Source organism: Escherichia sp. SCLE84 (assembly GCF_012584495.1).
Classification (GTDB): Bacteria; Pseudomonadota; Gammaproteobacteria; order Enterobacterales; family Enterobacteriaceae; genus ECMA0423.
Genome location: NZ_CP051430.1, coordinates 4,269,904 through 4,296,818, shown reverse-complemented (window position 1 = coordinate 4,296,818; position 26,915 = coordinate 4,269,904). Strand labels below are relative to the sequence as shown.

Genomic DNA, 26,915 nt, shown 5'->3' with positions numbered 1-26,915 from the left:
TAAAAATGGAATAATCATTAATAAGAGAAAACAGAAACCACCGTTATGGATTAGCGCACTAAATAACCACCATCGACCACTAATAAATGCCCATTGACATAATTTGAAGCCGGACTTGCGAGGAATACAGCTGCGCCCATTAAATCCTGAGTATCGCCCCAACGGTTTGCCGGAATATGATCAAGAACGCGCTGATTGGTTTCTGGATTACTGCGTGTCGCCAGCGTAATATCTGTTGCATAATAGCTAGGGGCGATACCATTTACCTGAATATTATATTGACCTAGCTCATCACAATAAGCTTTGGTGAACCCGGCAAGAGCATGTTTAGTGGCAGAATATGCAGGTGACCATTGTCCACCTAAGTAAGAGAACAATGAACAGATATTAATAATTTTGCCGCTTTTCTGCGGGATCATAATTTTTGCAGCTTCATAGCTTAACTCGAATGCGGCGGTCAGGTTCACATCAATCATCGGATCCCAGTCGGCACGACCGAAGTCCAGCACCTTATTCAGCTTACAAATACCGGCATTGTTTACCAGAATATCAACTGTACCGAAACGCTCACAGCAAGCAGCGATAATCTTCTGCGGCGCGCCTTCTGCGGTGATATCCACCTGCATGAAGTCCACCTCAACACCCTGTTTTTCAATCATTTCCTTTGTTTCGCCGTTATCTTTGACGAAACTAGGAATAAAGATATTTGCGCCAGCTTTGGCCAACGCCATGGCAAATGCCTGGCCTAAACCGCTATTCCCACCGGTAACAATTGCGGTTTTACCTTTCAGTGAGAAAAAATCCATTGAGAACGCATTGAGAGATTCGATTGACATAGTTAGCTCCAATTTCCGTAAGGCAAAAAAAAAGAAAGGTAACTTCCCCCGCGAGAGGGAAGTTACCTTTCTCATTATCTCTGGTAACTGGAGATAATTTTTAGCATAACGGCATAACTGCTAATGTGATCGTAATCACAGTGTGATATTCGTATTGTCAAATAGTTTTAAAAAGCAGAAGCGTGATTACTCTCACACAACACCTCTGCTTTCCATGTTATTTCTTATTGCAATTACTAGAGACCTGAGAAAAGTAATCCACCTGAAAGGGCGGCTTACTTTTCTCTTTTTTTTGTCTATTACAAATGGGAATACGATATGCAACACAACTCATATCGCCGTTGGATAACCCTCGCGATAATTAGTTTTAGCGGCGGCGTTAGTTTCGACCTGGCTTATTTACGTTATATTTATCAAATTCCCATGGCGAAATTTATGGGATTCAGCAATACCGAGATAGGTTTAATAATGAGTACCTTTGGTATTGCGGCTATTATTCTTTATGCCCCCAGCGGCGTTATTGCCGATAAATTTTCACACCGCAAAATGATTACTTCCGCGATGATCATTACCGGATTACTGGGTCTGTTAATGGCAACGTATCCACCGCTGTGGGTAATGCTCTGTATTCAGGTCGCCTTTGCGATAACGACGATTTTAATGCTGTGGTCGGTGTCGATTAAAGCCGCCTCGTTGCTGGGCGATCATAGTGAGCAAGGGAAAATTATGGGCTGGATGGAAGGGCTGCGCGGCGTCGGTGTAATGTCGCTGGCGGTGTTTACCATGTGGGTCTTTTCTCGCTTTGCACCGGATGACAGCGCCAGCCTGAAAACAGTCATTATCATCTACAGTGTGGTTTACATCTTGTTGGGGATTCTGTGCTGTTTTTTTGTTAGCGATAACAACAACCTGCGCAGTGCCAATAACGAAGAAAAACAGTCATTCCAGCTTAGCGACATCCTTGCCGTTTTGCGTATCAGCACCACCTGGTATTGCAGCATGGTGATTTTTGGTGTCTTCACAATCTACGCCATTCTGAGTTACTCCACCAACTATCTGACCGAAATGTACGGCATGTCGCTGGTGGCAGCGAGCTACATGGGGATTGTGATCAACAAAATCTTCCGCGCGCTGTGCGGCCCACTTGGCGGCATTATCACCACCTACAGTAAAGTGAAATCCCCTACCCGCGTGATCCAAATCCTTTCCGTACTCGGCCTGCTGGCGTTAACTGCCCTGCTCGTCACGAACTCTAACCCGCAATCGGTCGCGATGGGGATTGGCCTGATTTTACTGCTGGGATTCACCTGTTACGCCTCACGCGGGCTGTACTGGGCCTGCCCTGGCGAAGCGAGAACACCGTCTTACATTATGGGCACCACGGTAGGTATTTGTTCGGTGATTGGATTCCTGCCGGATGTCTTCGTTTACCCGATTATCGGCCACTGGCAAGACACCCTGCCCGCAGCAGAAGCCTACCGCAATATGTGGCTGATGGGAATGGCGGCGCTTGCCATGGTGATTGTCTTTACCTTTTTGCTGTTCCAAAAAATTCGTACTGCTGATAGCGCCCCCGCAATGGCTAGCAGCAAGTAAGCCAGGAAAATTACAGGAGAAAAATCATGTCGAAAAAATACATCATAGGGATTGATGGCGGAAGTCAGAGCACAAAAGTGGTGATGTACGATCTGGAAGGTAACGTGGTTTGCGAAGGCAAAGGCTTATTACAGCCGATGCACACGCCAGATGCCGATACTGCAGAACATCCTGACGACGATTTATGGGCATCATTATGTTTTGCCGGTCACGATTTGATGAGTCAGTTTGCCGGGAATAAAGAAGATATTGTCGGTATTGGTCTGGGATCCATCCGTTGCTGTCGTGCGTTATTGAAAGCCGATGGCACGCCTGCTGCGCCGTTGATTAGCTGGCAGGATGCACGCGTTACACGCCCTTACGAACACACTAATCCTGACGTGGCATATGTCACCTCTTTTTCGGGTTATCTGACGCATCGCTTAACCGGCGAGTTTAAAGACAATATCGCCAACTATTTTGGTCAGTGGCCGGTGGATTATAAGAGCTGGACATGGAGCGAAGATGCTGCGGTAATGGATAAGTTTAATATCCCCCGTCATATGCTGTTTGATGTGCAAATGCCTGGCACCGTCCTCGGACATATCACACCACAAGCCGCACTGGCGACACATTTCCCGGCAGGACTGCCGGTTGTTTGTACCACCAGTGATAAACCGGTAGAAGCTCTGGGGGCCGGATTACTGGATGATGAAACTGCGGTAATTTCTCTTGGCACTTACATCGCATTGATGATGAACGGCAAAGCACTGCCGAAAGATCCGGTGGCGTACTGGCCGATTATGTCTTCTATTCCGCAAACATTGCTGTATGAAGGTTACGGTATTCGCAAAGGTATGTGGACGGTGAGCTGGCTGCGTGACATGTTAGGCGAGTCGTTAATTCAGGATGCCAGGGCGCAGGATCTTTCACCGGAAGATTTACTCAACAAGAAAGCCTCTAGTGTGCCACCTGGCTGTAATGGGCTGATGACGGTGCTGGACTGGCTGACCAATCCGTGGGAACCGTACAAACGCGGGATTATGATCGGCTTTGATTCCAGCATGGATTACGCATGGATATATCGTTCGATATTGGAAAGCGTGGCGCTAACGCTGAAGAACAATTACGACAATATGTGTAATGAAATGAATCACTTTGCGAAGCATGTGATCATTACTGGCGGCGGTTCGAACAGCGATCTGTTTATGCAAATTTTTGCCGACGTGTTCAACCTTCCGGCACGCCGTAACGCCATTAACGGTTGTGCAAGTCTGGGAGCAGCGATTAATACAGCGGTAGGTCTGGGGCTATACCCGGATTACGCAACGGCTGTTGATAAGATGGTTCGCGTGAAAGATATCTTTATACCGATTGAGAGCAATGCCAAACGCTACGACGCGATGAATAAAGGCATTTTCAAAGACCTAACCAAACATACTGATGTGATCCTGAAAAAATCGTATGAAGTGATGCATGGGGAATGTGGATTCGATCCAGAGCTGGTCGAATGCGTAAGTGAGGAAGGCCGGGCGGGAAACTGCCCGGCCTGAACATACCTGAATGGTTATCCCCGCTGACGCGGGGAACATAAGTTCGACAACTTAAAAAATGATAACAAGTCCGGTTTATCCCCGCTGATGCAGGGAACATAATAAAAACTTTAACTAGTTCGGTTTATCCCTGTTTTTACAAGGAATATTAACTACACTCGATGTCTTTAGAATAAAAGACAATACGAATCGCACTTTATCAATTTTCACTTAAAGTATGAACTGGATATCTTTATTCATAAGAACTATTCATCAACAGCGTATAGAGGCGGTTATGTAAAACCACTCATTAGCCTCAAAACAAAGACAAACTTCCAGATTTATTACTTAACCAATGAATAACAAGCTTAAAAAACATACTGTTATTCTAAAGAAAAAATTAACAGGCATTAATTCAATATTAAAAAAATAATAGATTAAAATTTCTTAACGATTTAAGAATCATACAAATAACACTTTGATTAAATTTAATTTTTTGTATCGATAATTGTGAACCTCTCTGGCATGGAGAACTATTTTGAACATGAGGTGTTACGTGGATATGTTGCTTATTACAAGTACTGCTAATATAAAAACTTGAGAAAGAGATAACGGGTTATATGGTGGTTTATCCCCGCTGGCGCGGGGAACTCGCCTGACATTGCAGACGTTACAAATTGAGAGGCGGTTTATCCCCGCTGGCGCGGGGAACTCTAATCACGTTTTAGCGCGCCCTCGTCCGGTTTCGGTTTATCCCCGCTGGCGCGGGGAACTCATCACGATAACGCTGCTGTGATTCGTCCCCGTCGGTTTATCCCCGCTGGCGCGGGGAACTCGAATGATCCCAAATTTGGGTTACAGAACCAGTCGGTTTATCCCCGCTGGCGCGGGGAACTCTCGGCAGTGAACGCCGGGGCAGTAACCGGCGGCGGTTTATCCCCGCTGGCGCGGGGAACTCACCGAGGATTTCAGTAACGCCACCGCTGGCGTCGGTTTATCCCCGCTGGCGCGGGGAACCCTAGGACTCGTTGCGCCAGCGTTTGTATTCGCCCGGTTTATCCCCGCTGGCGCGGGGAACTCGCCCGCCGCCGCTGTCGTTCGGTAGTGTCCGGCGGTTTATCCCCGCTGGCGCGGGGAACTCTGTAAACATAACCTATTATTAATTAATGATTTTTTAAGCCAGTCACAATCTACCAACTTTATAGTATCACACAAACAACACATCCATTATGTTAAAGAGCACTTAATCCATTGATTAAAAAGGTAAATATTTAAAATAACTCTATACAAACTAAAATCTACCAAACTTTACCGCAATAATTTTCACTCCAGCGAAAAATTAACGCCACAGAATTTGTAGAGAATGCTAATGATTAGCCCTGGATGGGTAAAATGGAGGAGTTTTCAGAGGCGACAAACAATATAAATGAGTAGAAGTCTTTACAGGTTCCACCCATTTATAACGCTTATAAATGTTTAATCAGGCAATATTTAGATATTTATGTGTTTGCATCGACAAACGCCAATTACGCGCAATGCAGGTTTCAATGCACAAACGTGTGGCATCATCCTTTTGGCTAATCGGCTGCAGTGCAATGACTCGCGGTTTATCATCGGTCAGCGTTGCCAGTAGTTCATCCAGTGCTTCAATATCACGTACGCGCCCCACTGGATGCTTGATTTCGTTGGCTCGCTCCAGTGCCTGTGACAACACTTCATAGCCGCCGCGCATGTTCAGCTTTGGTGATACGGTAACCCAGGTATTCGGTGTGCAGCGTACTTCATGAGTTCCACTGGTTTCGATCTGGCAGCTAAAACCGTTCTTTTCGAGCAGGTCAGTCAGTGGCAGCAAATCATGAATGCAAGGCTCACCACCCGTAATCACCACATGCCGCGCGGTATATCCCTGCCGACCAATGACAGCCAGCAAATCTTCACTGCTCGCCGCCCCCCACTTATCACTCTCTTTGGTCTTCGCCAGAATGCTGAAAAGGGAGACTTCCCGATCCTCAAGCTTTTCCCAGGTGTGTTTGGTGTCGCACCAGGCACAGCCAACCGGGCATCCCTGTAAACGAATAAAAATGGCGGGGACGCCGGTAAAGTAACCCTCACCTTGCAGGGTCTGGAACATCTCGTTAATCGGGTACTGCATAGCATTCTCTGTGAAGTGGATAATTGTTAATTATTGCAGATCCTGCCGCAACAATCATGTCTTATTAACATTCTGTTACATGCAGATTTAAAGAAAAATGCGAAACATATCGTTAATAATTAAAGGGAGTAACGTATTATGTCAGAAGAAAATAAAGAAAATGGATTTAATCATGTCAAAACATTCACCAAAATTATATTTATTTTTTCTGTATTAGTTTTTAATGATAACGAATCTAAAATTACCGATGCCGCCGTCAATTTATTTATCCAGATTTAATGAGAAATTTATAATGCGCTATTTCATACTAATGTTCACTTTCGTATGTTCCTTTGTTGCAGCCCAACCAACTATTGTCCCACAATTACAGCAACAAGTTACGGATCTTACGAGTAGCTTAAACTCACAAGAAAAGAAAGAACTGACGCACAAGTTAGAATCTATTTTCAATAATACCCAAGTGCAAATTGCTGTATTAATTGTTCCCACAACCAAAGACGAGACAATTGAACAATATGCTACAAGAGTTTTTGACAATTGGCGTTTAGGAGATGCCAAACGTAATGATGGGATACTGATCATTGTTGCCTGGTCAGATCGTACTGTCCGCATCCAGGTAGGTTATGGGCTGGAAGAAAAGGTAACCGATGCTCTGGCTGGAGATATCATCCGTAGCAACATGATACCCGCATTTAAACAACAAAAATTTGCTCAGGGATTAGAGCTAGCTATAAACGCTTTGAATAGCCAACTCACTTCACAACACCAATATCCGACTAATCCTTCAGAAAGTGAATCAGCGTCTTCCAGTGATCATTATTACTTTGCTATTTTTTGGGTATTTGCAGTGATGTTCTTCCCTTTCTGGTTTTTTCATCAAGGCAGTAATTTTTGTCGCGCATGTAAAAGTGGAGTCTGTATTTCAGCAATCTATCTTTTAGATTTATTCCTGTTCTCCGATAAAATTTTTTCCATTGCTGTATTTTCCTTCTTTTTTACTTTCACCATATTTATGGTCTTTACCTGTTTATGTGTACTTCAGAAAAGAGCATCAGGTAAAAGTTATCATTCAGACAACAGCGGTTCCGGTGGAGGCTCAAGTGGCGGCGGATTTAGCGGCGGGGGCGGTTCTTCTGGAGGTGGCGGCGCATCCGGCCGCTGGTAACTCAACCATAAAAAATGCCAGCCCGGAGGCTGGCATTTTTAAATCAGATAAAGTCAGTCTTATGCCTGGCCTTTGATCTCTTTACGACCGTTGTACGGTGCTTTTTCGCCCAGAGCTTCTTCGATACGAATCAGCTGGTTGTATTTAGCAACACGGTCAGAACGGCTCATAGAACCAGTTTTGATCTGGCCTGCAGCAGTACCAACAGCCAGGTCAGCGATGGTAGCGTCTTCAGTTTCGCCAGAACGGTGAGAGATAACTGCAGTGTAGCCAGCATCTTTCGCCATCTTGATTGCAGCCAGAGTTTCGGTCAGAGAACCGATCTGGTTGAATTTGATCAGGATGGAGTTAGCGATACCTTTTTCGATACCTTCTTTCAGGATCTTGGTGTTAGTTACGAACAGGTCGTCACCAACCAGCTGGATTTTGTCGCCCAGAACTTTGGTCTGGTATGCGAAACCGTCCCAGTCAGATTCGTCCAGACCGTCTTCGATAGATACGATCGGATACTGTTTGGTCAGTTCTTCCAGGAAGTGAGTGAATTCTTCAGAGGTGAAAGCTTTGTTGCCTTCGCCAGCCAGAACGTATTTACCGTCTTTGTAGAATTCAGAAGCTGCGCAGTCCATCGCCAGAGTGATGTCTTTGCCCAGTTCATAACCAGCAGCTTTAACAGCTTCAGCGATAACAGCCAGAGCTTCAGCGTTGGAACCCAGGTTCGGCGCATAGCCACCTTCGTCACCAACAGCAGTGTTCATGCCTTTCGCTTTCAGAACTTTTGCCAGGTGATGGAAAACTTCAGAACCCATGCGGATGGCTTCTTTCACAGTTTTCGCGCCAACCGGCTGAATCATGAATTCCTGGATATCAACGTTGTTGTCAGCGTGCTCACCACCGTTGATGATGTTCATCATCGGAACCGGCATAGAGTATTTGCCCGGAGTACCGTTCAGTTCAGCGATGTGCTCGTACAGCGGCATACCTTTAGCAGCTGCAGCAGCTTTGGCGTTAGCCAGAGATACAGCCAGGATTGCGTTCGCGCCGAATTTGGATTTGTTTTCGGTGCCGTCCAGGTCGATCATGATCTTGTCAATGCCAGCCTGATCTTTAGCATCTTTGCCAATCAGCGCCTGAGCGATCGGGCCGTTTACCGCAGCAACAGCTTTGGTTACGCCTTTACCCAGGAAACGGGATTTGTCGCCATCGCGCAGTTCCAGAGCTTCACGGGAACCAGTAGAAGCACCTGACGGAGCAGCTGCCATACCGACGAAACCACCCTCCAGATGTACTTCGGCTTCAACAGTCGGGTTACCACGGGAGTCGATGATTTCACGACCGATGGTTTTTACGATTTTGGACATTAGGTTTTCCTCAAGTCACTAGTTAAACTGAAACTCCAGACAAACAACGCGTACCCAGGGTACGCGTTGCCGTTCTAACTTTTTTACTTACTTCGCCTGACGTTTCTGGAACTCGCTGGCGGCTTTCACAAAGCCTGCAAACAGCGGGTGACCATCACGTGGAGTAGAAGTAAACTCCGGATGGAACTGGCAAGCCACGAACCACGGGTGATTCGGAACTTCGATGATCTCGACCAACTGATCATCCCCGGAACGGCCCGCAACGCGCAGACCTGCATCTTCAATCTGTTTCAACAGCATGTTGTTGACTTCGTAACGGTGACGATGACGCTCAACAATTGTCGGCGCATTGTACAGCTGGCGAACCAGGCTATCGTCAACCAACTGGCACTGCTGTGCGCCGAGACGCATGGTACCGCCGAGATCGCTCTTCTCGCTACGAACTTCAACGTTGCCGTTTTCATCGCGCCACTCGGTAATCAGCGCCACAACCGGGTACTTACAGTCTGGCACAAATTCCGTAGAGTTGGCGTTCTCCATGTTGGCAACATGGCGAGCGTAATCAATTAACGCCACCTGCATACCCAGGCAAATGCCCAGATAAGGAATATTGTTCTCACGCGCAAAACGCGCGGTCGTAATCATGCCTTCTACGCCACGATAGCCGAAACCGCCAGGTACGAGGATTGCGTCCAGACCTTTAAGGATTTCAACGCCGCGCGTTTCAACATCTTGTGAATCGATCAGTTTGATGTTGACGCTGACACGATTCTTCAGCCCACCGTGTTTCAGTGCTTCGATCACTGATTTATAAGCATCCGGCAGTTCAATGTACTTGCCGACCATACCGATGGTGACTTCACTTACCGGGTTCGCTTCTTCGAAGATAACCTGTTCCCATTCGGACAGATTCGCTTCCGGGCAGTTTAAGCTGAATCGTTTACAAATATAATCGTCCAGCCCCTGAGATTTCAACAGGCCCGGAATTTTATAGATGGAATCGACGTCTTTCAGAGAAATAACCGCTTTTTCCGGAACATTACAGAACAATGCAATCTTCGCACGTTCGTTCGCCGGAACAGCGCGATCTGAACGACAAATCAGGATGTCAGGCTGGATACCGATGGAGAGCAGCTCTTTTACAGAGTGCTGAGTCGGTTTGGTTTTGACTTCACCAGACGCTGCCATGTACGGCACCAGCGTCAGGTGCATAAACAGAGTGTGCTCACGGCCAATTTCAACAGCCATCTGGCGAATCGCTTCGAGGAACGGCAAGGATTCGATATCACCTACTGTACCGCCGATTTCTACCAGTACTACGTCATGACCTTCGCCACCTTCCAGCACGCGCTCTTTGATTGCGTTAGTGATGTGCGGAATAACCTGCACGGTTGCGCCGAGGTAGTCACCGCGGCGTTCTTTACGCAGAACGTCAGAGTAGATACGACCCGTGGTGAAGTTGTTGCGGCGGCTCATTTTGGTACGAATGAAACGCTCGTAGTGCCCCAGGTCCAGGTCGGTTTCAGCGCCGTCTTCAGTAACGAACACTTCCCCGTGTTGGATTGGGCTCATAGTACCTGGATCGACGTTGATGTACGGATCCAGTTTCATGATGGTCACATTGAGGCCACGGGCTTCAAGAATGGCTGCGAGGGAGGCTGCGGCAATGCCTTTACCCAGAGAGGATACGACCCCGCCGGTCACAAAAATATAGTTCGTTGTCATGCTGAACCTGAGAAGTTAGGTTGAAAAGACGATGGAATAACCAGGACGGGAAAGCAGTATACCCGAACATGACCTGTGCCACAAACTTTCATTATCCCTCCTCTTCGCCAGCGCACTATTGAAATCAGGAGTGAGAAAATAGCCCCTTTGGGGTAAATGTTTTTGACGCAAATCAAGCGCTTGTCATTTAAAAAATGACACAAATCGCGCTTGACCGCGTAATTCCCTTAGAGATCAATTTCCTGCCGTTTTACCTGTTGCCAGACTTCTTCCATTGTTTCGAGGTCAACACCTGTCATTTCCAGTCCACGCGCGGCAACAATACGCTCCACTTCGCGAAAACGACGCTCGAATTTTTCGTTCGCTTTTTGCAATGCGATTTCTGCTTTCGTCCCTAAATGGCGAGCCAGATTAACCGTGGCAAACAGCAGGTCGCCCATTTCCTCCTCCAGTTTAGCCTGGTCGATAACAGCCTGCCGTGCCTCGTACATCACCTCGTCGATCTCTTCGTAGACTTTATCAACCACTGGGCCAAGCGTTGTCCAGTCGAAGCCAACGTTGGCGCAACGTTTCTGGATTTTTTGCGCCCGCATTAAAGCCGGTAAACTACGAGGAATATCGTCCAGCGCCGAATGCTGCGCTTTCTGCGCGCGCTCTTCGGTTTTGATTTGCTCCCAACGGGCAAGCACTTCACTACTGTTTTCGGCAGAACTGTCAGCAAAAACATGCGGATGGCGACGCTCTAATTTATCGCTAATAGCAGCGCAAATATCATTAAAGTCAAAGCGCCCTTCTTCCTGAGCCATTTGCGCGTAAAACACCACCTGGAATAGCAGATCGCCCAGTTCACCGCGAAGATCGTCAAAATCTTCACGGGCGATGGCGTCCAGCACTTCGTAGGTTTCTTCAAGGGTGTAAGGCGCAATGGTGGCAAATGTCTGCTCTTTATCCCACGGGCAGCCGTTTTCCGGATCGCGCAGGCGCTGCATAATAGTGAGCAAACGGTCGATTTGATTCATTGAATTGTCCTGAAAATTGCGGGTCTGTCAGGTGGAAACCTGTGACCAGAATAGAAGTGAGTTAGTAACACTACCCAATCAGTACGTTAATTTTGGCTTTAATGAGTTGTAATTCCTCTGGGGCAACTGTTCCTTTCTTCGTTGCTCCTCTTGCCCGCCAGGCGATACTTTTTACCTGATCAGCTAACGCTACGCCATCACGTTCCTGACCGGATAAAACAACTTCGAACGGATATCCTTTTGATTGCGTTGTACAAGGAACACACAGACACATACCTGTTTTGTTGTTGTACATGAAAGGACTCAGGACAACAGCTGGACGATGTCCAGCTTGCTCGCTACCTTTTGTCGGGTCAAAATCAACCCAAATCAGATCGCCCATATCGGGTACGTATCGGCTTACCATTACCAGACTTCCTTATCTTTCGGCTCTCCCCAGTCGATATTCTCGTGGAGGTTTTCCGGCGTGATGTCGTTGACCAGTTCAGCAAGCGTAAATACGGGCTCTTTACGCACTGGCTCAATAATTAATTTGCCATCCACCAGGTCAATCTTCACTTCATCATCAATATTCAGATTGAGCGCCTGCATTAACGTAGCCGGGATCCGCACCGCCGGTGAATTTCCCCAACGCTTTACGCTACTGTGGATCATAACCCTTTCCTCAAACCGCTATCATATGTAGATACAGTATATATCAATCTACATTGTAGATACGAGCAAATTTCTGCCTAACTCCCGTGCAACCGACGCGCGTCGATAACATCCGGCACCTGGTTGAGTTTACCCAGCACGCGGCCCAGCACTTGCAGGTTGTAAATCTCAATGGTCATGTCGATGGTCGCCAGTTGCTGTTTGGTGTCGCTACGGCTGGCAACGCCAAGCACGTTCACCTTCTCGTTGGCGAGAATGGTCGTGATATCACGTAACAACCCACTACGATCATTAGCCACCACGCGGACCACCAGCGAATATCCGGCGGAGTAGCTCTCACCCCATACCGCGTCAACAATGCGTTCTGGCGCATGGGAGCGCAGTTCCGCCAGTTGTTCGCAATCGGCGCGGTGTACTGAAATACCGCGTCCCTGGGTAATGAAGCCGACAATCTCATCTCCAGGAATCGGCTGGCAGCAGCGCGCGATGTGGTGCATCAGGTTACCAACACCTTCAACTACCACACGACCGTTATCTTTACTGCGGTTTTGCGGTGTGTAGCTTTTTTGCTGAAGCTGTTTCAGCGCGGCGGCGTCCTGCTCTTCGGCACTCGGCTTATTAAATTGCGATTGCAGGAAGTTCACCATCTGATTGAGACGGATATCCCCGCCACCAATCGCCGCCAGCAACTCGTCGACATCATTAAAGTTGTAACGCGGCAGCAGATGTTTTTCTGCTTCTTTCAGGCTGATCCCCAGATGTTCCAGCTCGTCGTCAAGGATTTGCCGCCCAGCCAGAATGTTTTTGTCACGGTCCTGTTTACGGAACCAGGCGTGAATTTTCGAACGCCCACGGCTGGTTGTGACGTAACCGAGGTTTGGGTTTAACCAGTCACGGCTGGGGTTCGGCTGTTTCTGGGTGATAATTTCAATCTGGTCGCCCATCTGCAGCTGGTAGGTGAACGGCACAATGCGCCCGCCAATTTTTGCCCCGATGCAGCGGTGTCCGACATCACTGTGGATGTGGTAAGCGAAGTCCAGCGGCGTTGATCCCGCAGGCAAATCAACGACATCACCTTTCGGCGTAAAGACATACACCCGGTCGTCAAAGACCTGGCTGCGTACTTCGTCGAGCATTTCGCCGGAATCAGCCATCTCTTCCTGCCACGCAATCAGTTTACGCAGCCAGGCAATCCGGTCTTCATGTCCCGAACGTGCGCCGCCAGCTGCCGCGCCCTCTTTATATTTCCAGTGCGCAGCAACACCCAACTCTGCATCTTCATGCATCTGTTTGGTGCGGATTTGGATCTCAACGGTTTTGCCACCTGGCCCCAGAACCACGGTATGAATAGACTGATAACCGTTTGGTTTCGGGTTAGCGACATAATCGTCAAACTCATCCGGCAGGTGGCGATAGTGAGTGTGCACTATCCCCAGTGCGGCATAACAATCCTGTAAACGCTCGGCGACAATACGTACCGCACGCACATCAAACAGCTCATCAAAGGCGAGGTTCTTTTTCTGCATTTTACGCCAGATGCTGTAGATGTGTTTCGGACGACCATACACTTCAGCTTTAACGCCTTCAGCTTTCATCTCAGCGCGCAGATGACCGACAAACTCTTCGATATAGTGTTCGCGGTCGAGACGGCGTTCATGCAGCAGTTTTGCGATGCGTTTGTATTCGGTCGGGTGCAGATAACGGAAGCAGTAATCTTCCAGCTCCCATTTCAGTTGCCCAATCCCAAGACGGTTCGCCAACGGCGCGTAGATATTGGTGCACTCTTTTGCCGCCAGTACGCGTTCATCTTCCGGCGCATCTTTTACTTCGCGCAGATGAGCAATACGCTCCGCCAGTTTGATGACCACGCAGCGAAAATCATCGACCATCGCCAATAACATCCGGCGAACGTTATCGACCTGTTCGGAGGAAACAGAATCAGTGTGCGTCGCTTTCAGCTGGCGGATCGCCGCCATATCACGCACGCCGTGAATAAGGTTAACAACCGACTTACCGACGCTCTCACGCAGCACATCTTCGCTAACTACGTTGGCATCAGCCAGAGGGAACAGCAGCGCCGCCCGCAGCGTGTCAATGTCCATACTTAATGTCGAGAGGATCTCCACCATCTCAACACCACGCCACAATAACAGACTGGCATCCGGATGCCCCTGCGTCTGTTGCAGACAATACGCCCAGGTTTCGGCTAAGCACTCACACGACTTCTGGCTGGTAATACCCAGACTTGCGATCCATTTTTCCGGATCAAATTCACCAGCCTTATTGATATGTGCACTTCTTACCGCAACCATCGTCCTCTCCTTTAGGGACCAGACCTGCCGAAATCGGCAAATCGTAACTATTTAACGCGCGAGAAAAGTACCATCGATTCCAGATGTCCCGTGTGTGGGAACATATCCAGCATCGCCAGTCGCGCAATGGTATATCCTGCTTTTAATAACGCTTCGCTATCCCGAGCCAGCGTTGCAGGATTACAGGATACATAAACTATACGAATAGGTTCCAGTTTTATAATTTGCTGCATAACACCTGCGGCACCTGCTCGCGCGGGGTCCAGCAACACTTTATCGAAGCCGTTTTTCGCCCACGGCTGCTTTGTGACATCTTCTTCAAGATTTTCATGATAAAACGTCACATTCTGTAAGCCATTAAGACGCGCATTCTGCTGGCCTTTTTCCACCAGCGCCGGAACACCTTCTACACCCACCACACTGGCAGCTTGTGTCGCCAATGGCAGTGTAAAGTTGCCCATACCGCAGAACAGATCCAGTACGCGATCTTCAGGTTGCACATCCAGCCATTCCAACGCACGCGCTACCATTTTTTGGTTCACACCCGCATTGACCTGAATAAAATCGCGCGGGCTAAAAGTTAAGCGCAACCCGTTTGAGTCATACCAGGGCATCTCACCAGAGACGGTTTCGAGTATCTCACTATCGGGGGCGAGATACAGATCCAGGCCTTCAGAATGCGAAAAGCGTTCCAGTTTTTCGCGATCAGCCGAACTTAGCGGTGCGGTATGGCGCAAAATCATCAGCGTGCCGCTGGTTGCCTGTACCAGTTCAACATGACCAAGATGGCGTATAGCTTGTAAGCTGCCCAGGCATGCCCTGACTTTGGGCAGCAATGCTTCAAGTTGGGGCACTAAAATGGGGCATTGTTTAACGTCGACAATGTCACTGGAGCCCGCTTTGCGAAAGCCCATCTGAAGTTGCTGTGTTTTCGGTAAGTAGTTCAAACTTAAACGCGCGCGACGGCGATAGCCCCAGGGAACATCGGCGATCACTTCAGAGACTTCGTGTTTCATTAATCGGGCGAGTGCCGCACTTTTGCTTCGCTGCTGTAAATCCACGCTGGCGTGTTGTTGCTGACAGCCACCGCATACGCCAAAATGAGGGCAGCGTGGCGTTTCGCGTTCCGGGCTATCGCTTAACCGGCGCACGACTTTAGCGCGGGCGTACTGTTTTTTATCTTCAGTAACAGTAACTTCCGCGTTTTCCTGTGGCAGTAATCCAGGAATAAATAACGCTTTGCCGTTATGTCGCGCCACGCCCTGACCAAAAGAGTCGAGGTCGTTGACTGAAACGGTTATGATCTGACGCGTCGTCGTGCGTCGTTTTGCAGAGTAGAATTGCGCCATTGGCGAGACTTTCTCAATTTAACAGTGTGACCTTAATTGTCCCATAACGGAACTCCATGACCAACTACAGCCTGCGCGCACGCATGATGATTCTGATCCTGGCACCGACCGTCCTTATTGGTTTATTGCTGAGTATCTTTTTCGTCGTGCATCGCTATAACGACTTGCAGCGTCAACTGGAAGATGCCGGTGCCAGCATTATTGAGCCGCTTGCAGTTTCTACTGAATATGGCATGAGCCTGCAAAATCGCGAATCTATCGGTCAGTTAATAAGCGTACTGCATCGTCGCCATTCCGATATTGTTCGCGCGATTTCGGTTTATGATGAAAATAACCGACTCTTTGTCACCTCCAATTTTCATCTTGATCCCTCATCAATGCAGCTCGGCAGCAACGTGCCGTTTCCTCGCCAGCTCACTGTCACTCGTGACGGCGATATTATGATCCTCCGCACGCCGATTATTTCTGAGAGTTACTCCCCCGACGAATCGCCCAGTAGCGATGCCAAAAATAGTCAAAATATGTTGGGATATATTGCGCTTGAGCTGGATCTTAAATCGGTTCGCTTGCAGCAATATAAAGAGATCTTTATTTCCAGCGTGATGATGCTGTTTTGTATCGGTATTGCGCTTATTTTTGGCTGGCGCTTAATGCGCGATGTAACCGGTCCGATTCGCAACATGGTGAATACCGTCGACCGCATCCGTCGCGGGCAACTCGACAGCCGGGTGGAAGGATTTATGCTCGGCGAGCTGGATATGCTGAAAAACGGTATCAACTCGATGGCAATGTCGCTGGCTGCTTATCACGAAGAGATGCAGCACAATATCGACCAGGCGACGTCCGATCTGCGTGAAACGCTGGAGCAGATGGAAATTCAGAACGTTGAGTTAGATCTGGCGAAAAAGCGCGCCCAGGAAGCGGCGCGTATTAAATCCGAGTTTCTGGCAAATATGTCACACGAGCTGCGTACACCACTGAATGGTGTTATTGGCTTTACCCGCCTGACGCTGAAAACAGAATTAACACCAACGCAGCGCGATCACCTGAATACGATTGAACGTTCGGCAAATAATTTGCTGGCAATTATTAATGATGTTCTCGACTTCTCGAAACTGGAAGCAGGTAAGCTGATTCTGGAAAGTATTCCATTCCCACTACGCAGCACGCTGGATGAAGTCGTTACTCTGCTGGCACATTCTTCTCACGATAAAGGGTTGGAACTGACGCTCAATATTAAAAGCGACGTGCCTGATAACGTGATCGGCGACCCACTGCGATTACAGCAAATCATCACTAACCTGGTGGGGAATGCAATTAAATTCACCGAGAATGGCAACATTGATATTCTGGTAGAAAAACGTGCGCTGAGTAATACCAAAGTGCAGATTGAAGTGCAGATTCGGGATACCGGCATTGGTATTCCTGAACGCGATCAATCGCGCTTATTCCAGGCCTTCCGACAGGCTGATGCCAGTATTTCCCGCCGTCATGGTGGCACCGGTCTGGGGCTGGTGATTACACAAAAACTGGTTAATGAAATGGGCGGCGATATTTCGTTCCATAGCCAGCCGAATCGCGGTTCAACTTTCTGGTTCCACATTAATCTCGATCTGAACCCGAACATTATTATCGAAGGGCCATCCACCCAGTGCCTCGCCGGTAAGCGCCTGGCCTATGTCGAACCAAACTCCGCAGCAGCGCAATGCACGCTGGATATTTTAAGTGAAACGCCGCTGGAAGTGGTTTATAGCCCAACGTTCTCCGCGCTGCCTCCCGCGCATTACGACATGATGTTGTTAGGCATCGCGGTGACCTTCCGCGAGCCGCTAACAATGCAACATGAGCGATTAGCGAAAGCGGTATCGATGACCGATTTCCTGATGCTGGCACTTCCTTGCCATGCACAAGTCAATGCAGAAAAACTCAAGCAAGATGGTATCGGCGCGTGTCTGCTGAAACCATTAACACCTACGCGCCTGTTGCCTGCCCTGACGGAATTTTGTCATCACAAACAAAACACGCTTTTGCCTGTAACCGATGAAAGCAAGCTGGCAATGACAGTCATGGCAGTTGATGACAACCCCGCTAACCTGAAACTTATCGGCGCATTGCTGGAAGATATGGTGCAACATGTGGAACTTTGCGATAGCGGGCATCAGGCGGTTGAACGGGCGAAACAGATGCCGTTCGATTTGATCTTAATGGATATTCAAATGCCTGACATGGATGGCATTCGGGCCTGCGAGCTCATCCACCAGCTCCCCCATCAGCAACAAACGCCGGTTATCGCGGTAACGGCGCATGCAATGGCCGGGCAAAAAGAGAAGCTGCTTGGCGCAGGGATGAGCGATTATCTGGCGAAACCGATTGAAGAAGAGCGATTGCATAATTTGTTGTTGCGCTACAAGCCTGGCAGCGGTATTTCCTCTCGCGTCGTGACGCCCGAAGTCAACGAAATTGTGGTGAACCCGAATGCGACCCTCGACTGGCAACTGGCACTACGCCAGGCAGCAGGAAAAACCGATTTAGCGCGCGATATGCTGCAAATGTTACTCGATTTCCTGCCTGAAGTTCGCAACAAAGTTGAGGAACAGCTGGTTGGAGAAAACCCGGAAGGCCTGGTTGATTTGATTCATAAACTGCATGGCAGTTGCGGCTATAGCGGTGTGCCGCGTATGAAGAATCTCTGCCAACTGATCGAACAACAGCTACGTAGCGGTACTAAAGAAGAAGATTTGGAGCCGGAGCTGCTGGAACTGTTGGACGAGATGGATAATGTAGCGCGCGAAGCCAGCAAAATTCTCGGGTAACGGACGTCTTGTCGAGTAGCAATCGGCTTTTTATGACGCTGGTTTCAGATTGGTGACAAAGTGCCTGTGTTTATGCCGGATGCGGCGTTAACGCCTTATCCGGCCTACAAAACCAATTAAATTCAATGAATTAAAAAATGATGTAGACCTGATACATAGCACAACAGGCTATTTTGCGTTTAGCATCAGTCTCAAGCCGGCTCCAGATAGAGCCGGTTTTGGTTTTCTGTCTTAACGCACCATGCACGGGCGCTTGTTATCGAACGTCCAGCCAGGAATCAGATACTGCATTCCCATCGCATCGTCACGCGCGCCAAGCCCGTGTTTCTGATACAGCTCATGGGCTTTCATCACTTGATCCATATCGATTTCTACACCCAGCCCCGGTTTTTCTGGCACCTGTACCAGCCCGCCTTTGATCTCAAACGGTTCTTTGGTCAGGCGCTGATTACCTTCCTGCCAGATCCAGTGCGTATCAATAGCAGTAATTTTACCCGGTGCAGCGGCGGCAACATGGGTAAACATCGCCAGGGAAATATCGAAGTGGTTGTTTGAGTGTGAACCCCAGGTCAGGCCAAATTCATGGCACATTTGCGCCACACGTACCGAACCTTGCATCGTCCAGAAATGCGGATCCGCCAGCGGGATATCAACGGATTGCAGGGAGAGCGTATGGCCCATCTGCCGCCAGTCGGTGGCGATCATATTGGTTGCGGTCGGCAGGCCAGTTGCGCGACGGAACTCTGCCATCACTTCACGCCCGGAGAAACCTTGCTCCGCACCACACGGATCTTCTGCATAAGCCAGCGACCCTTTCAGGTATTTACCAATTTTAATCGCTTCGTTCAGCGACCAGGCACCGTTAGGATCGAGCGTAATACGCGCCTGCGGGAAGCGTTGCGCCAGTGCCACAATAGACTCGGCCTCTTCTTCCCCGGCCAGTACACCGCCTTTCAGTTTGAAATCGTTGAAGCCATATTTTTCATACGCCGCTTCCGCCAGGCGCACCACCGCATCCGGCGTCATCGCTTCTTCATGACGCAGGCGATACCAGTCGCATGAGTCATCCGGCTGGCTTTGATACGGCAGCGGTGTGGCTTTGCGATCACCGACGAAGAACAGATAACCGAGCATTTCGACTTCGCTACGCTGTTGACCATCGCCCAGCAGGGATGCCACGTTTACCCCCAGATGCTGCCCCAGCAGATCCAGCATTGCCGCTTCTATCCCGGTAACTACATGAATAGTGGTACGCAAATCAAATGTCTGCAAACCGCGCCCACCAGCATCACGATCGGCAAAAGTATTACGCACCAGCGTCAGAACGTTTTTGTATTCACCCAGCGTTTTACCTACCACCAGCGGAATCGCATCTTCCAGCGTTTTACGGATTTTCTCGCCGCCGGGAATTTCCCCTACGCCAGTGTGACCAGAATTATCTTTGATAATCACAATATTACGCGTAAAGAACGGTGCGTGTGCACCACTCAGATTCATCAGCATACTGTCATGACCCGCCACCGGGATGACCTGCATTTCAGTAACAACAGGCGTCGTAAATTGAGAACTCATATTTATGTCCTTTTTCAGAATCAATGACGGCCGAAAACGGGACGTTTACGGTCAAAGGTCCAGCCGGGGATCAGGTACTGCATCGGACCTGCGTCGTTACGCGCACCGACAGGCAGACGTTTATAGGCCTCATGTGCCTTTTGTACCTGTTCCCAGTCCAGTTCCACGCCCAGACCGGGCGCATCAGGAACGGCAATTTTTCCGTTTTTAATCTCCAGCGGATTTTTGGTCAGGCGACAATCGCCCTCCTGCCAAATCCAGTGGGTATCGATAGCGGTAGGATTACCCGGTGCCGCCGCGCCCACATGGGTAAACATCGCCAGAGAGATATCGAAATGGTTATTAGAATGGCAGCCCCAGGTCAGCCCCCAGTCGTCGCAAAGCTGCGCCACACGGACTGCACCGGAAAGCGTCCAGAAGTGCGGATCGGCAAGTGGAATATCTACCGCATTGAGCATCACCGCATGACCCATTTCGCGCCAGTTGGTGGCGATCATGTTAGTCGCGACGGGCAAGCCGGTCGCCCGCCGAAACTCCGCCATAACTTCACGACCGGAGAAACCCTGTTCTGCGCCGCATGGATCTTCGGCATAGGTAAGAACATCATTCAGCCCTTTGCATAGAGAAATGGCTTCATCAAGTAGCCAGGCACCGTTGGGATCAACGGTAATCCGCGCATCAGGGAAGCGTTTCTTCAATGCACGAACAGTGTCGATTTCTTGCTCGCCAGGTAACACCCCGCCCTTAAGTTTGAAATCTTTAAAGCCATAGCGATCCTGTGAGGCTTCCGCCAGACGCACAACGGCTTCGCTGTTCATCGCTTTCTGATGGCGCAACTGATACCACTCATGGTTGCCCGGCGTATTTTCCAGATAAGGAAGATCGGTTTTGGTCCGATCACCGATATAAAACAGATAACCGAGGACGGTAATAGTCTCGCGTTGCTTGCCTGGCCCCAACAGTTCGCAGACCGGAACATTCAGCGCCTTACCTAGCAGGTCAAGCAAGGCGGCTTCCAGCGCCGCCACGGCATTAACGCGCAATTCAAAAGTCCAGGCACCTTTGCCGAAGGTATCAAAATCGGCTGCCTGATTACCTTTATGCACCTGCTGAACCACTTTATTCAGGCGCGCAACTTCCTGGCCCAGAACCATCGGAATAGCATCGACCAGTGTTTGATAAATCACCTCTCCGCCCGGCGCTTCACCAATGCCGGTATGCCCGGCGTTATCGGTGAGTACCACAATATTGCGGGTGAAATATGCGTTATGTGCCCCACCAATATTAAGCAACATGCTATCGTGCCCGGCGACCGGAATGACTTTCATATCAGTAATAACAGGACTGGATTGTGTCGTCATCTTATTGCCCCGCGACAGGTTTCAGCTCGATACGCTTGATATCGCCCACCAGCACCAGGTAGCTCAGTACCGCGATTAAGGCATGAACACCAACATAAATCAGCGCCCCATTAAAGGAGCCAGTCGTGCCAACGATATAACCAATTGCGATTGGCGTGACGATGCCAGAAATGTTACCGAACATGTTGAACAGGCCACCGGAAAGACCGCTGATCTCTTTTGGCGCGGTATCTGCCATTACTGCCCAACCCAGCGCCCCGATGCCCTTACCGAAGAAGGCCAGCGCCATAAAGCCGATGATCATCCACTCAACGTTGACGTAGTTGCAGAACACCATCACCATCGACAGCAACATGCCCATTACGATCGGTGTTTTACGCGCAATGTTCAGCGATCCCGTGCGGCGCATCAGCCAGTCGGAAATAATCCCACCCAGCACACCGCCGATAAAACCGCAAACCGCCGGAACGGAAGCCACAAAGCCCGCTTTCAGAATCGACATCCCACGCGCCTGCACCAGATAAACCGGAAACCAGGTAATGAAAAAGTAAGTCAGGGCGTTGATACAGTACTGACCGATATAAACGCCGATCATCATCCGTGACCCGAGCAGTTGTTTGATCTGCCCCCACTTCACGCTGAACGGCACTTTAACTTTGGTGTTTTGCTGATCCATATTGATCAGCGCGCCACCCGCGGCGATGTACTCCAGCTCTTTCTGATTTACCCCCGGATGTTGATTTGGCTCGTGGATGACTTTCAACCAGATAAAGCTGATGACAATCCCCAGACCGCCCATAAAGAAGAAGACGTGTGACCAGCCCACTTCATGCGTCAGCCAGCCCATAATCGGCGCGAAGATCACCGTTGCGAAGTATTGAGCGGAGTTAAAAATCGACACCGCCGTTCCCCTTTCCTGCGCCGGAAACCAGGCCGCAACAATGCGACTGTTGCCGGGGAAAGATGGCGCTTCAGCAAGCCCGACCAGGAAGCGCAGAGTAAACAGGGCAACGATAATGCCGAATCCACTAAAGATATCGACGAAGCCTTGCAGCAAGGTAAACATCGACCAGATAAAGATCGACCAGAAGTAGACGCGTTTTGAACCAAAACGATCCAGCAACCAACCACCAGGGATCTGCCCGATAACATAAGCCCATGAGAAGGCAGAGAACACATAGCCCATTCCCACGGGATCAAGGCCGATATCTTTGGCCATTTCCGAACCGGCAATAGAAAGCGTAGCGCGGTCGCCGTAGTTGAAGGATGTGACGATAAACAACATCACCACTATCCAGTAACGAGCATTCGTGCGTTTTTCCACACTGCTCGCAGCCTGACTTAAAGAACTCATTGTTGCACTCCTGAAAATTCGCGTTAGCCACGCTCACTCTGGACTGCGACATAGCCAGGAAATCAGAGGTGACGTAGGGTGTTTTTTGCCGTTTTTATAGGTCGTTCGCCGAATACGGCGCGTGTTTATATCTGGCAATAGCAGTATAAAAAGCGCGCCATAGCGGCTCACCGTGCAACAACACAACATTAATGCGTTCAATGAGGCCCGATTTTGGCATTAGCCCTGGACGGTGGAATCCACTTCACGGAAATGAAAACAAGAACAAGAAAGGAAGGGTTAAAACGAAGAAATAAAGAAGAGTATGAAATGGATCGCTTGACTCCAGGCAAACGCCAGTAAAAATCCGCGCTATGAAGCAGTTTTTACTGGCATTTGCCTGAAAATATTCGATTCAGCACCGCTAAAACGACATTTACCGCTCGCTGAACATATCAGGACAACAGCGTGCCCCACTGTTCGACCCACGGATTTGATTCCGTTTCCGGTTCCGGGTTCTCACTGGCGTCAATCAACAGCATTTCGCCAACCCGCTGAGCGCTCTGTTCCTGCAACAAGGCATCGAACTGTTTGCCGCCATTGCAGAAATTTACATAACTGCTGTCACCGAGCGCAATCACGCCATAACGCAGATTCGGCTGGAAGCCCAGACTATCTTTGATTCCCTGAAAGAGCGGCACAATGCTATCAGGAAGGTCGCCCTGCCCGGTCGTGGACGTAACCACCAGAACATACTTATCCTGATAGGGCAGCCAGTCGCTTAATTCAGGATCTTCAAATACCGTTGCTTTGTGGCCCTGTGCGGTCAGAATTGCTTCTGCTTCTTCCGCCACTAACAGCGAATTTCCGTACATGGTGCCGACAAAAATACCAATTTCCGCCATACCGTTTTCTCCCTGGATTAGGAACTTATCTCTCCATCCTGACCCGATGGCGCACTGAACTCAACCCTTTCATTTTCAGGAAGCAGACCGCGCCAGCCAAATTGTGATAACGCCTGCATCCAGGTGTCGTCCAGGCCCGCGTGAATAGTCAGCGGCTCGCCAGTAAAAGGATGCGTCAATGACAACTGACTGGCATGTAGCATTAACCGCTGGAGGCCAAAATGCTCAGCACCGCTGCGATTCTGGCGTAAATCGCCATGTTTGCTATCGCCAATAATCGGATGACGCAAATGGGCAAGATGTCGGCGAAGCTGATGTTTGCGTCCGGTTTTCGGCTCCAGTTCCACCAGGCCGTAGCGCGTGGTCGGGTAACGTCCGGTCGCTACCGGCATTTCTACGGTCGCCAGACCGCGATAATGCGTCACTGCTGGCTGCGAGCCTTTATCTTCGCGGGCAAATTTATCAGCGATTTTGTCCAGTTCTTCCACCAGTGGATAATCCAGAACTGCTTCTTCCATCAACCAGCCGCGCACAATCGCATGGTAACGTTTCTGGATTTGGTGCTGTTCAAACTGTTGTGCCAGCAGCCGTCCGGCCTCGCTGGATAATCCCATCAACAACACACCAGAAGTGGGTCGGTCCAGACGATGAGCGGTAAAAACGTGCTGGCCAATCTGATCACGCACGGTTTGCATGACCACTACTTTCTCGTCGCGATCCAGCCAGCTGCGGTGAACCAGCCAGCCGGAGGGTTTATTTACCGCAACCAGCCATTCATCCTGATAGAGTATTTCCAGCATTAGCTCGCATCATCCGCAAAAAGAGCATCCAGTTTTTCCAGCTCAGCCAGAATAAGCGCGCGTTGCGGATGGTCCGTCGCCAGCGCCATTTCATAATAGGGTGCAACGGCAAAAGCGCCCGGTAACGGCTGTTTGTTATCTAACAAATCGTGCATTCGCGGGATCAGCACCCACTGCAACCACTCCAGTGGTTCCATGGTGTCCATAAAGAACGGTTGGGTACTATTAAATTGATGCGGCTGGGGTTCATCGTTTCGCCAGTGCTGATGTTCACGCAGTAACGCTTCAAGCGCCTGCAACTGGAGACGAACGCGGTCATGAGTGGTCATAAAGCAACCTCAATAAGAAAAACTGCCGCGAAGGATAGCAGGAATAAAAAAAGGGAGCACTGTATTCACAGCGCTCCCGGTTCGTTTCGCAGCATTCCAGCTACTTTTGTTGCTCCCTGCTCATCCTTGACAACTTTTCCTCTGGCCTTGCGGCCAATCGTTCATCCTGAACTATTGCTTCCTGCTCACACCACCCCGATGTGATACTTCATCCTGAAGTGTCCCTGGCCTTCCTGACCCACCGAATCATCCTGACCGGTTCTCATTCTCCATCCTGGAGGTGTCCTTTAACGCGTCCTGCGTCATCCTCTTCGCTTCATCCAGAAGCCTTTCCCTGAAACACCATCCTGGTGTGTCCTGCAGAAGTGTCATCATCCTGATGTTCACTTCGTTGTCTGACTCCCTGTCGACGAAGATAGAATCGTCTTTTTCGCGAAGTCTTACAAGGCGCTTACAGACAATGCCTTAAGGAAAATTTCATATGAAAGTTAAGAATTAACAATCAACATTTTGATTTTAAATGAAAATAACGATTCTTATCTTTTTAAGTATTCGCTTATTTCCTGGCGATCTCCTACAGAGTCTGTAAGAGATCTCTCACAACCAGATGGGGTATTTGGATTACAGAAGAGGCTTAAGTTGATTAAGGAATTCCGCAAGATTTGAGGCTAAATGCGTCCGTTTACGTGTTCCCAGCGTCTCTTTGCACACTTCACCGGAGAGATTACACACCGAGATGACCTCTAACTCTTCTTCCAGCGTCGCGATAAATAGCGTGGGCGGCAGTTTTAGCCTTTTCTGAGTCACCAGATGACCAATCAGATTTTCCTGCACCCGACGGAAGTCGTCTTCACTCCAGGTTTGCAGCAATGTCAGTTTGATATCGCCAAACTGCGCGTGCATATCCCCGGCAAACTGAGTCGTATAAAAGGTATGAATTGTGGGTTGTATCACAATATCAAAAGCGCGTTCAACCGCGTTTACATTTTGTTCCCCGGTAAACGGCTGGGGTTGCCAGTATACGGCATCTTCGGTAGTTGAAATAATGCACGGTGAAGGAACACCGTACAGTTCCTCACTTAACGGCCAGCTTTTATGCTCTTCATGCCACGCATCGCAGTAGCGTGCAGTAAAATCTTTCAGGGCTTGTGCGGTCAAATCGTCCACTAATTTCTCTCTTCACTTAAACCAGATACACTTGTCGTTTAGTTTATCTGGTTTATGACGGTGAAACATGTCTTCTTATGCAAACCATCAGGCACTTGCGGGCCTGACTCTTGGAAAATCAACCGATTACCGGGATACCTATGACGCCAGCCTACTGCAAGGCGTTCCACGCAGCCTGAATCGCGACCCGCTGGGTCTGAAAGCGGATAACCTGCCTTTTCACGGTACGGATATCTGGACGCTGTATGAACTTTCCTGGCTGAATGCGAAAGGTTTGCCGCAGGTCGCTGTCGGTCATGTTGAACTTGATTACACCAGCGTAAATCTGATTGAGTCGAAGAGTTTTAAGCTCTATCTCAACAGTTTTAACCAGACGCGTTTTAATAACTGGGATGAGGTGCGCCAGACGCTGGAGCGCGACTTAAGCACTTGCGCCCAGGGTAAGGTTAGCGTGGCGTTATATCGTCTTGATGAACTGGAAGGCCAGCCGATAGGTCATTTCAATGGCACCTGCATTGATGACCAGGATATCACTATCGATAACTATGAATTCACTACTGACTATCTGGAGAATGCCACCAGCGGTGAAAAAGTAGTGGAAGAGACGCTTGTCAGCCACCTGCTGAAATCAAACTGCCTGATCACCCATCAACCAGATTGGGGTTCGATCCAAATTCAGTATCGTGGACGCCAAATTGACAGAGAAAAACTGCTGCGTTACCTGGTCTCATTCCGTCATCACAACGAGTTCCACGAACAGTGCGTGGAACGCATCTTTAATGACCTGTTACGCTTCTGCCAGCCAGAGAAATTAAGCGTTTACGCACGTTATACCCGTCGTGGCGGTCTGGACATTAACCCGTGGCGCAGTAATAGCGATTTTGTCCCATCGACCACAAGACTGGTTCGGCAATAAATTTTTTCTCAATTTTGCGTGCTGGATTCACGCAGAAGGTTG

At 49.3% G+C, this 26,915-nt stretch carries 21 protein-coding genes, 1 pseudogene and 1 CRISPR repeat array; of the genes and pseudogenes, 6 read left to right on the top strand and 16 right to left on the bottom strand.

The window, feature by feature from the left end; genetic code table 11:
* Positions 1–50 precede the first annotated feature (50 nt).
* A complete protein-coding gene (locus HGD79_RS20795) occupies positions 51–836 on the bottom strand; it encodes an SDR family oxidoreductase (RefSeq protein WP_000021324.1) in 786 nt (261 codons plus the stop codon).
* 318 nt (positions 837–1,154) lie between these two features.
* On the opposite strand from HGD79_RS20795, the gene HGD79_RS20790 reads away from it, so the two are divergent.
* Together HGD79_RS20790 and HGD79_RS20785 are read left to right on the top strand one after the other, a co-directional pair.
* Positions 1,155–2,432, top strand: coding sequence for an MFS transporter (locus tag HGD79_RS20790; protein ID WP_168848492.1), 1,278 nt, complete (start codon positions 1,155–1,157; stop codon positions 2,430–2,432).
* Between the two features lie 26 nt (positions 2,433–2,458).
* Positions 2,459–3,929: pseudogene (locus HGD79_RS20785) on the top strand (FGGY-family carbohydrate kinase).
* 638 nt (positions 3,930–4,567) lie between these two features.
* Positions 4,568–5,084: direct repeats of the CRISPR family, unit length 29 nt; unit sequence CGGTTTATCCCCGCTGGCGCGGGGAACTC.
* A 339-nt stretch (positions 5,085–5,423) separates the two neighbouring features.
* Here HGD79_RS20785 and queE read toward each other — a convergent pair.
* Entirely contained in the window at positions 5,424–6,095 is a 672-nt protein-coding gene (gene queE, locus HGD79_RS20780; RefSeq protein WP_001199973.1) for a 7-carboxy-7-deazaguanine synthase QueE, read from the bottom strand.
* A 138-nt stretch (positions 6,096–6,233) separates the two neighbouring features.
* Between queE and yqcG the strand changes: the two genes are divergently transcribed.
* Together yqcG and HGD79_RS20770 are read left to right on the top strand one after the other, a co-directional pair.
* Complete coding sequence (gene yqcG, locus HGD79_RS20775) at positions 6,234–6,374, top strand: cell envelope stress response protein YqcG (protein ID WP_001288227.1); 141 nt, start codon at positions 6,234–6,236, stop codon at positions 6,372–6,374.
* 13 nt (positions 6,375–6,387) lie between these two features.
* Positions 6,388–7,260 (top strand): YgcG family protein, encoded by an 873-nt coding sequence (locus HGD79_RS20770; RefSeq protein ID WP_001268452.1) that lies wholly within the window; start codon positions 6,388–6,390, stop codon positions 7,258–7,260.
* A 59-nt stretch (positions 7,261–7,319) separates the two neighbouring features.
* Here the strand turns inward: HGD79_RS20770 and eno are convergent, their stop codons facing one another.
* From eno to rlmD, 7 genes are all read right to left on the bottom strand, one after another.
* Positions 7,320–8,618: a phosphopyruvate hydratase gene (eno, locus tag HGD79_RS20765; protein WP_168848490.1), complete on the bottom strand. Its 1,299-nt coding sequence runs from the start codon at positions 8,616–8,618 to the stop codon at positions 7,320–7,322.
* 87 nt (positions 8,619–8,705) lie between these two features.
* Entirely contained in the window at positions 8,706–10,343 is a 1,638-nt protein-coding gene (gene pyrG, locus HGD79_RS20760; protein WP_000210878.1) for a glutamine hydrolyzing CTP synthase, read from the bottom strand.
* A gap of 227 nt (positions 10,344–10,570) precedes the next feature.
* Complete coding sequence (gene mazG, locus HGD79_RS20755) at positions 10,571–11,362, bottom strand: nucleoside triphosphate pyrophosphohydrolase (RefSeq protein ID WP_001071643.1); 792 nt, start codon at positions 11,360–11,362, stop codon at positions 10,571–10,573.
* 70 nt (positions 11,363–11,432) lie between these two features.
* On the bottom strand, positions 11,433–11,768 hold the full coding sequence (mazF, locus tag HGD79_RS20750) for an endoribonuclease MazF (RefSeq protein ID WP_000254738.1): 336 nt from the start codon (positions 11,766–11,768) through the stop codon (positions 11,433–11,435).
* Positions 11,768–12,016, bottom strand: a complete 249-nt coding sequence (mazE, locus tag HGD79_RS20745) for a type II toxin-antitoxin system antitoxin MazE (RefSeq protein WP_000581937.1) — start codon at positions 12,014–12,016, stop codon at positions 11,768–11,770. Before mazE ends, mazF begins: the two co-directional genes overlap by 1 nt.
* Positions 12,017–12,093: 77 nt before the next feature.
* Complete coding sequence (gene relA, locus HGD79_RS20740) at positions 12,094–14,328, bottom strand: GTP diphosphokinase (RefSeq protein ID WP_000226815.1); 2,235 nt, start codon at positions 14,326–14,328, stop codon at positions 12,094–12,096.
* 47 nt (positions 14,329–14,375) lie between these two features.
* Positions 14,376–15,677 carry a 23S rRNA (uracil(1939)-C(5))-methyltransferase RlmD gene (rlmD, locus tag HGD79_RS20735; protein WP_000046790.1) on the bottom strand — a complete coding sequence of 434 codons (1,302 nt, stop codon included), beginning with the start codon at positions 15,675–15,677 and terminating at the stop codon, positions 14,376–14,378.
* A gap of 56 nt (positions 15,678–15,733) precedes the next feature.
* On the opposite strand from rlmD, the gene barA reads away from it, so the two are divergent.
* Positions 15,734–18,490, top strand: a complete 2,757-nt coding sequence (barA, locus tag HGD79_RS20730; RefSeq protein WP_000186450.1) for a two-component sensor histidine kinase BarA — start codon at positions 15,734–15,736, stop codon at positions 18,488–18,490.
* Between the two features lie 231 nt (positions 18,491–18,721).
* On the opposite strand, the gene gudD is transcribed toward barA, so the two are convergent.
* The 7 genes from gudD to syd all read right to left on the bottom strand — a co-directional run bounded on the left by gudD (position 18,722) and on the right by syd (position 25,957).
* Entirely contained in the window at positions 18,722–20,062 is a 1,341-nt protein-coding gene (gene gudD, locus HGD79_RS20725; protein WP_000098237.1) for a glucarate dehydratase, read from the bottom strand.
* Between the two features lie 20 nt (positions 20,063–20,082).
* Positions 20,083–21,423, bottom strand: a complete 1,341-nt coding sequence (locus tag HGD79_RS20720; RefSeq protein WP_000211758.1) for an enolase C-terminal domain-like protein — start codon at positions 21,421–21,423, stop codon at positions 20,083–20,085.
* Position 21,424: 1 nt separating this feature from the next.
* Positions 21,425–22,777: a galactarate/glucarate/glycerate transporter GudP gene (gudP, locus tag HGD79_RS20715; protein WP_000097082.1), complete on the bottom strand. Its 1,353-nt coding sequence runs from the start codon at positions 22,775–22,777 to the stop codon at positions 21,425–21,427.
* A gap of 434 nt (positions 22,778–23,211) precedes the next feature.
* On the bottom strand, positions 23,212–23,661 hold the full coding sequence (locus tag HGD79_RS20710; protein ID WP_000807753.1) for a flavodoxin: 450 nt from the start codon (positions 23,659–23,661) through the stop codon (positions 23,212–23,214).
* Positions 23,662–23,678: 17 nt separating this feature from the next.
* Entirely contained in the window at positions 23,679–24,461 is a 783-nt protein-coding gene (gene truC, locus HGD79_RS20705; protein WP_000890008.1) for a tRNA pseudouridine(65) synthase TruC, read from the bottom strand.
* Positions 24,461–24,790, bottom strand: a complete 330-nt coding sequence (locus HGD79_RS20700) for a YqcC family protein (RefSeq protein ID WP_000206990.1) — start codon at positions 24,788–24,790, stop codon at positions 24,461–24,463. The genes truC and HGD79_RS20700 overlap by 1 nt, the downstream gene beginning before the upstream one ends.
* Before the next feature lie 621 nt (positions 24,791–25,411).
* Positions 25,412–25,957 (bottom strand): SecY-interacting protein, encoded by a 546-nt coding sequence (gene syd, locus HGD79_RS20695; RefSeq protein WP_000342431.1) that lies wholly within the window; start codon positions 25,955–25,957, stop codon positions 25,412–25,414.
* A 67-nt stretch (positions 25,958–26,024) separates the two neighbouring features.
* Here syd and queF point away from each other — a divergent pair, with 67 nt between their 5' ends.
* Positions 26,025–26,873, top strand: coding sequence for an NADPH-dependent 7-cyano-7-deazaguanine reductase QueF (gene queF / locus HGD79_RS20690; protein WP_000100430.1), 849 nt, complete (start codon positions 26,025–26,027; stop codon positions 26,871–26,873).
* Positions 26,874–26,915: the final 42 nt, after the last annotated feature.

Excerpts from the sequence above, each read along its gene's own strand:
- HGD79_RS20795 (WP_000021324.1), bottom strand. The coding sequence starts at position 836 with ATGTCAATCGAATCTCTCAATGCGTTCTCAATGGATTTTTTCTCACTG.
- HGD79_RS20770 (WP_001268452.1), top strand. The coding sequence starts at position 6,388 with ATGCGCTATTTCATACTAATGTTCACTTTCGTATGTTCCTTTGTTGCA.
- HGD79_RS20710 (WP_000807753.1), bottom strand. The coding sequence starts at position 23,661 with ATGGCGGAAATTGGTATTTTTGTCGGCACCATGTACGGAAATTCGCTG.
- gudD (WP_000098237.1), bottom strand. The coding sequence starts at position 20,062 with ATGAGTTCTCAATTTACGACGCCTGTTGTTACTGAAATGCAGGTCATC.
- mazG (WP_001071643.1), bottom strand. The coding sequence starts at position 11,362 with ATGAATCAAATCGACCGTTTGCTCACTATTATGCAGCGCCTGCGCGAT.
- gudP (WP_000097082.1), bottom strand. The coding sequence starts at position 22,777 with ATGAGTTCTTTAAGTCAGGCTGCGAGCAGTGTGGAAAAACGCACGAAT.
- truC (WP_000890008.1), bottom strand. The coding sequence starts at position 24,461 with ATGCTGGAAATACTCTATCAGGATGAATGGCTGGTTGCGGTAAATAAA.
- pyrG (WP_000210878.1), bottom strand. The coding sequence starts at position 10,343 with ATGACAACGAACTATATTTTTGTGACCGGCGGGGTCGTATCCTCTCTG.
- queF (WP_000100430.1), top strand. The coding sequence starts at position 26,025 with ATGTCTTCTTATGCAAACCATCAGGCACTTGCGGGCCTGACTCTTGGA.
- barA (WP_000186450.1), top strand. The coding sequence starts at position 15,734 with ATGACCAACTACAGCCTGCGCGCACGCATGATGATTCTGATCCTGGCA.
- relA (WP_000226815.1), bottom strand. The coding sequence starts at position 14,328 with ATGGTTGCGGTAAGAAGTGCACATATCAATAAGGCTGGTGAATTTGAT.
- queE (WP_001199973.1), bottom strand. The coding sequence starts at position 6,095 with ATGCAGTACCCGATTAACGAGATGTTCCAGACCCTGCAAGGTGAGGGT.
- yqcG (WP_001288227.1), top strand. The coding sequence starts at position 6,234 with ATGTCAGAAGAAAATAAAGAAAATGGATTTAATCATGTCAAAACATTC.
- HGD79_RS20790 (WP_168848492.1), top strand. The coding sequence starts at position 1,155 with ATGCAACACAACTCATATCGCCGTTGGATAACCCTCGCGATAATTAGT.
- HGD79_RS20720 (WP_000211758.1), bottom strand. The coding sequence starts at position 21,423 with ATGACGACACAATCCAGTCCTGTTATTACTGATATGAAAGTCATTCCG.
- mazE (WP_000581937.1), bottom strand. The coding sequence starts at position 12,016 with ATGATCCACAGTAGCGTAAAGCGTTGGGGAAATTCACCGGCGGTGCGG.
- rlmD (WP_000046790.1), bottom strand. The coding sequence starts at position 15,677 with ATGGCGCAATTCTACTCTGCAAAACGACGCACGACGACGCGTCAGATC.
- eno (WP_168848490.1), bottom strand. The coding sequence starts at position 8,618 with ATGTCCAAAATCGTAAAAACCATCGGTCGTGAAATCATCGACTCCCGT.
- mazF (WP_000254738.1), bottom strand. The coding sequence starts at position 11,768 with ATGGTAAGCCGATACGTACCCGATATGGGCGATCTGATTTGGGTTGAT.
- HGD79_RS20700 (WP_000206990.1), bottom strand. The coding sequence starts at position 24,790 with ATGACCACTCATGACCGCGTTCGTCTCCAGTTGCAGGCGCTTGAAGCG.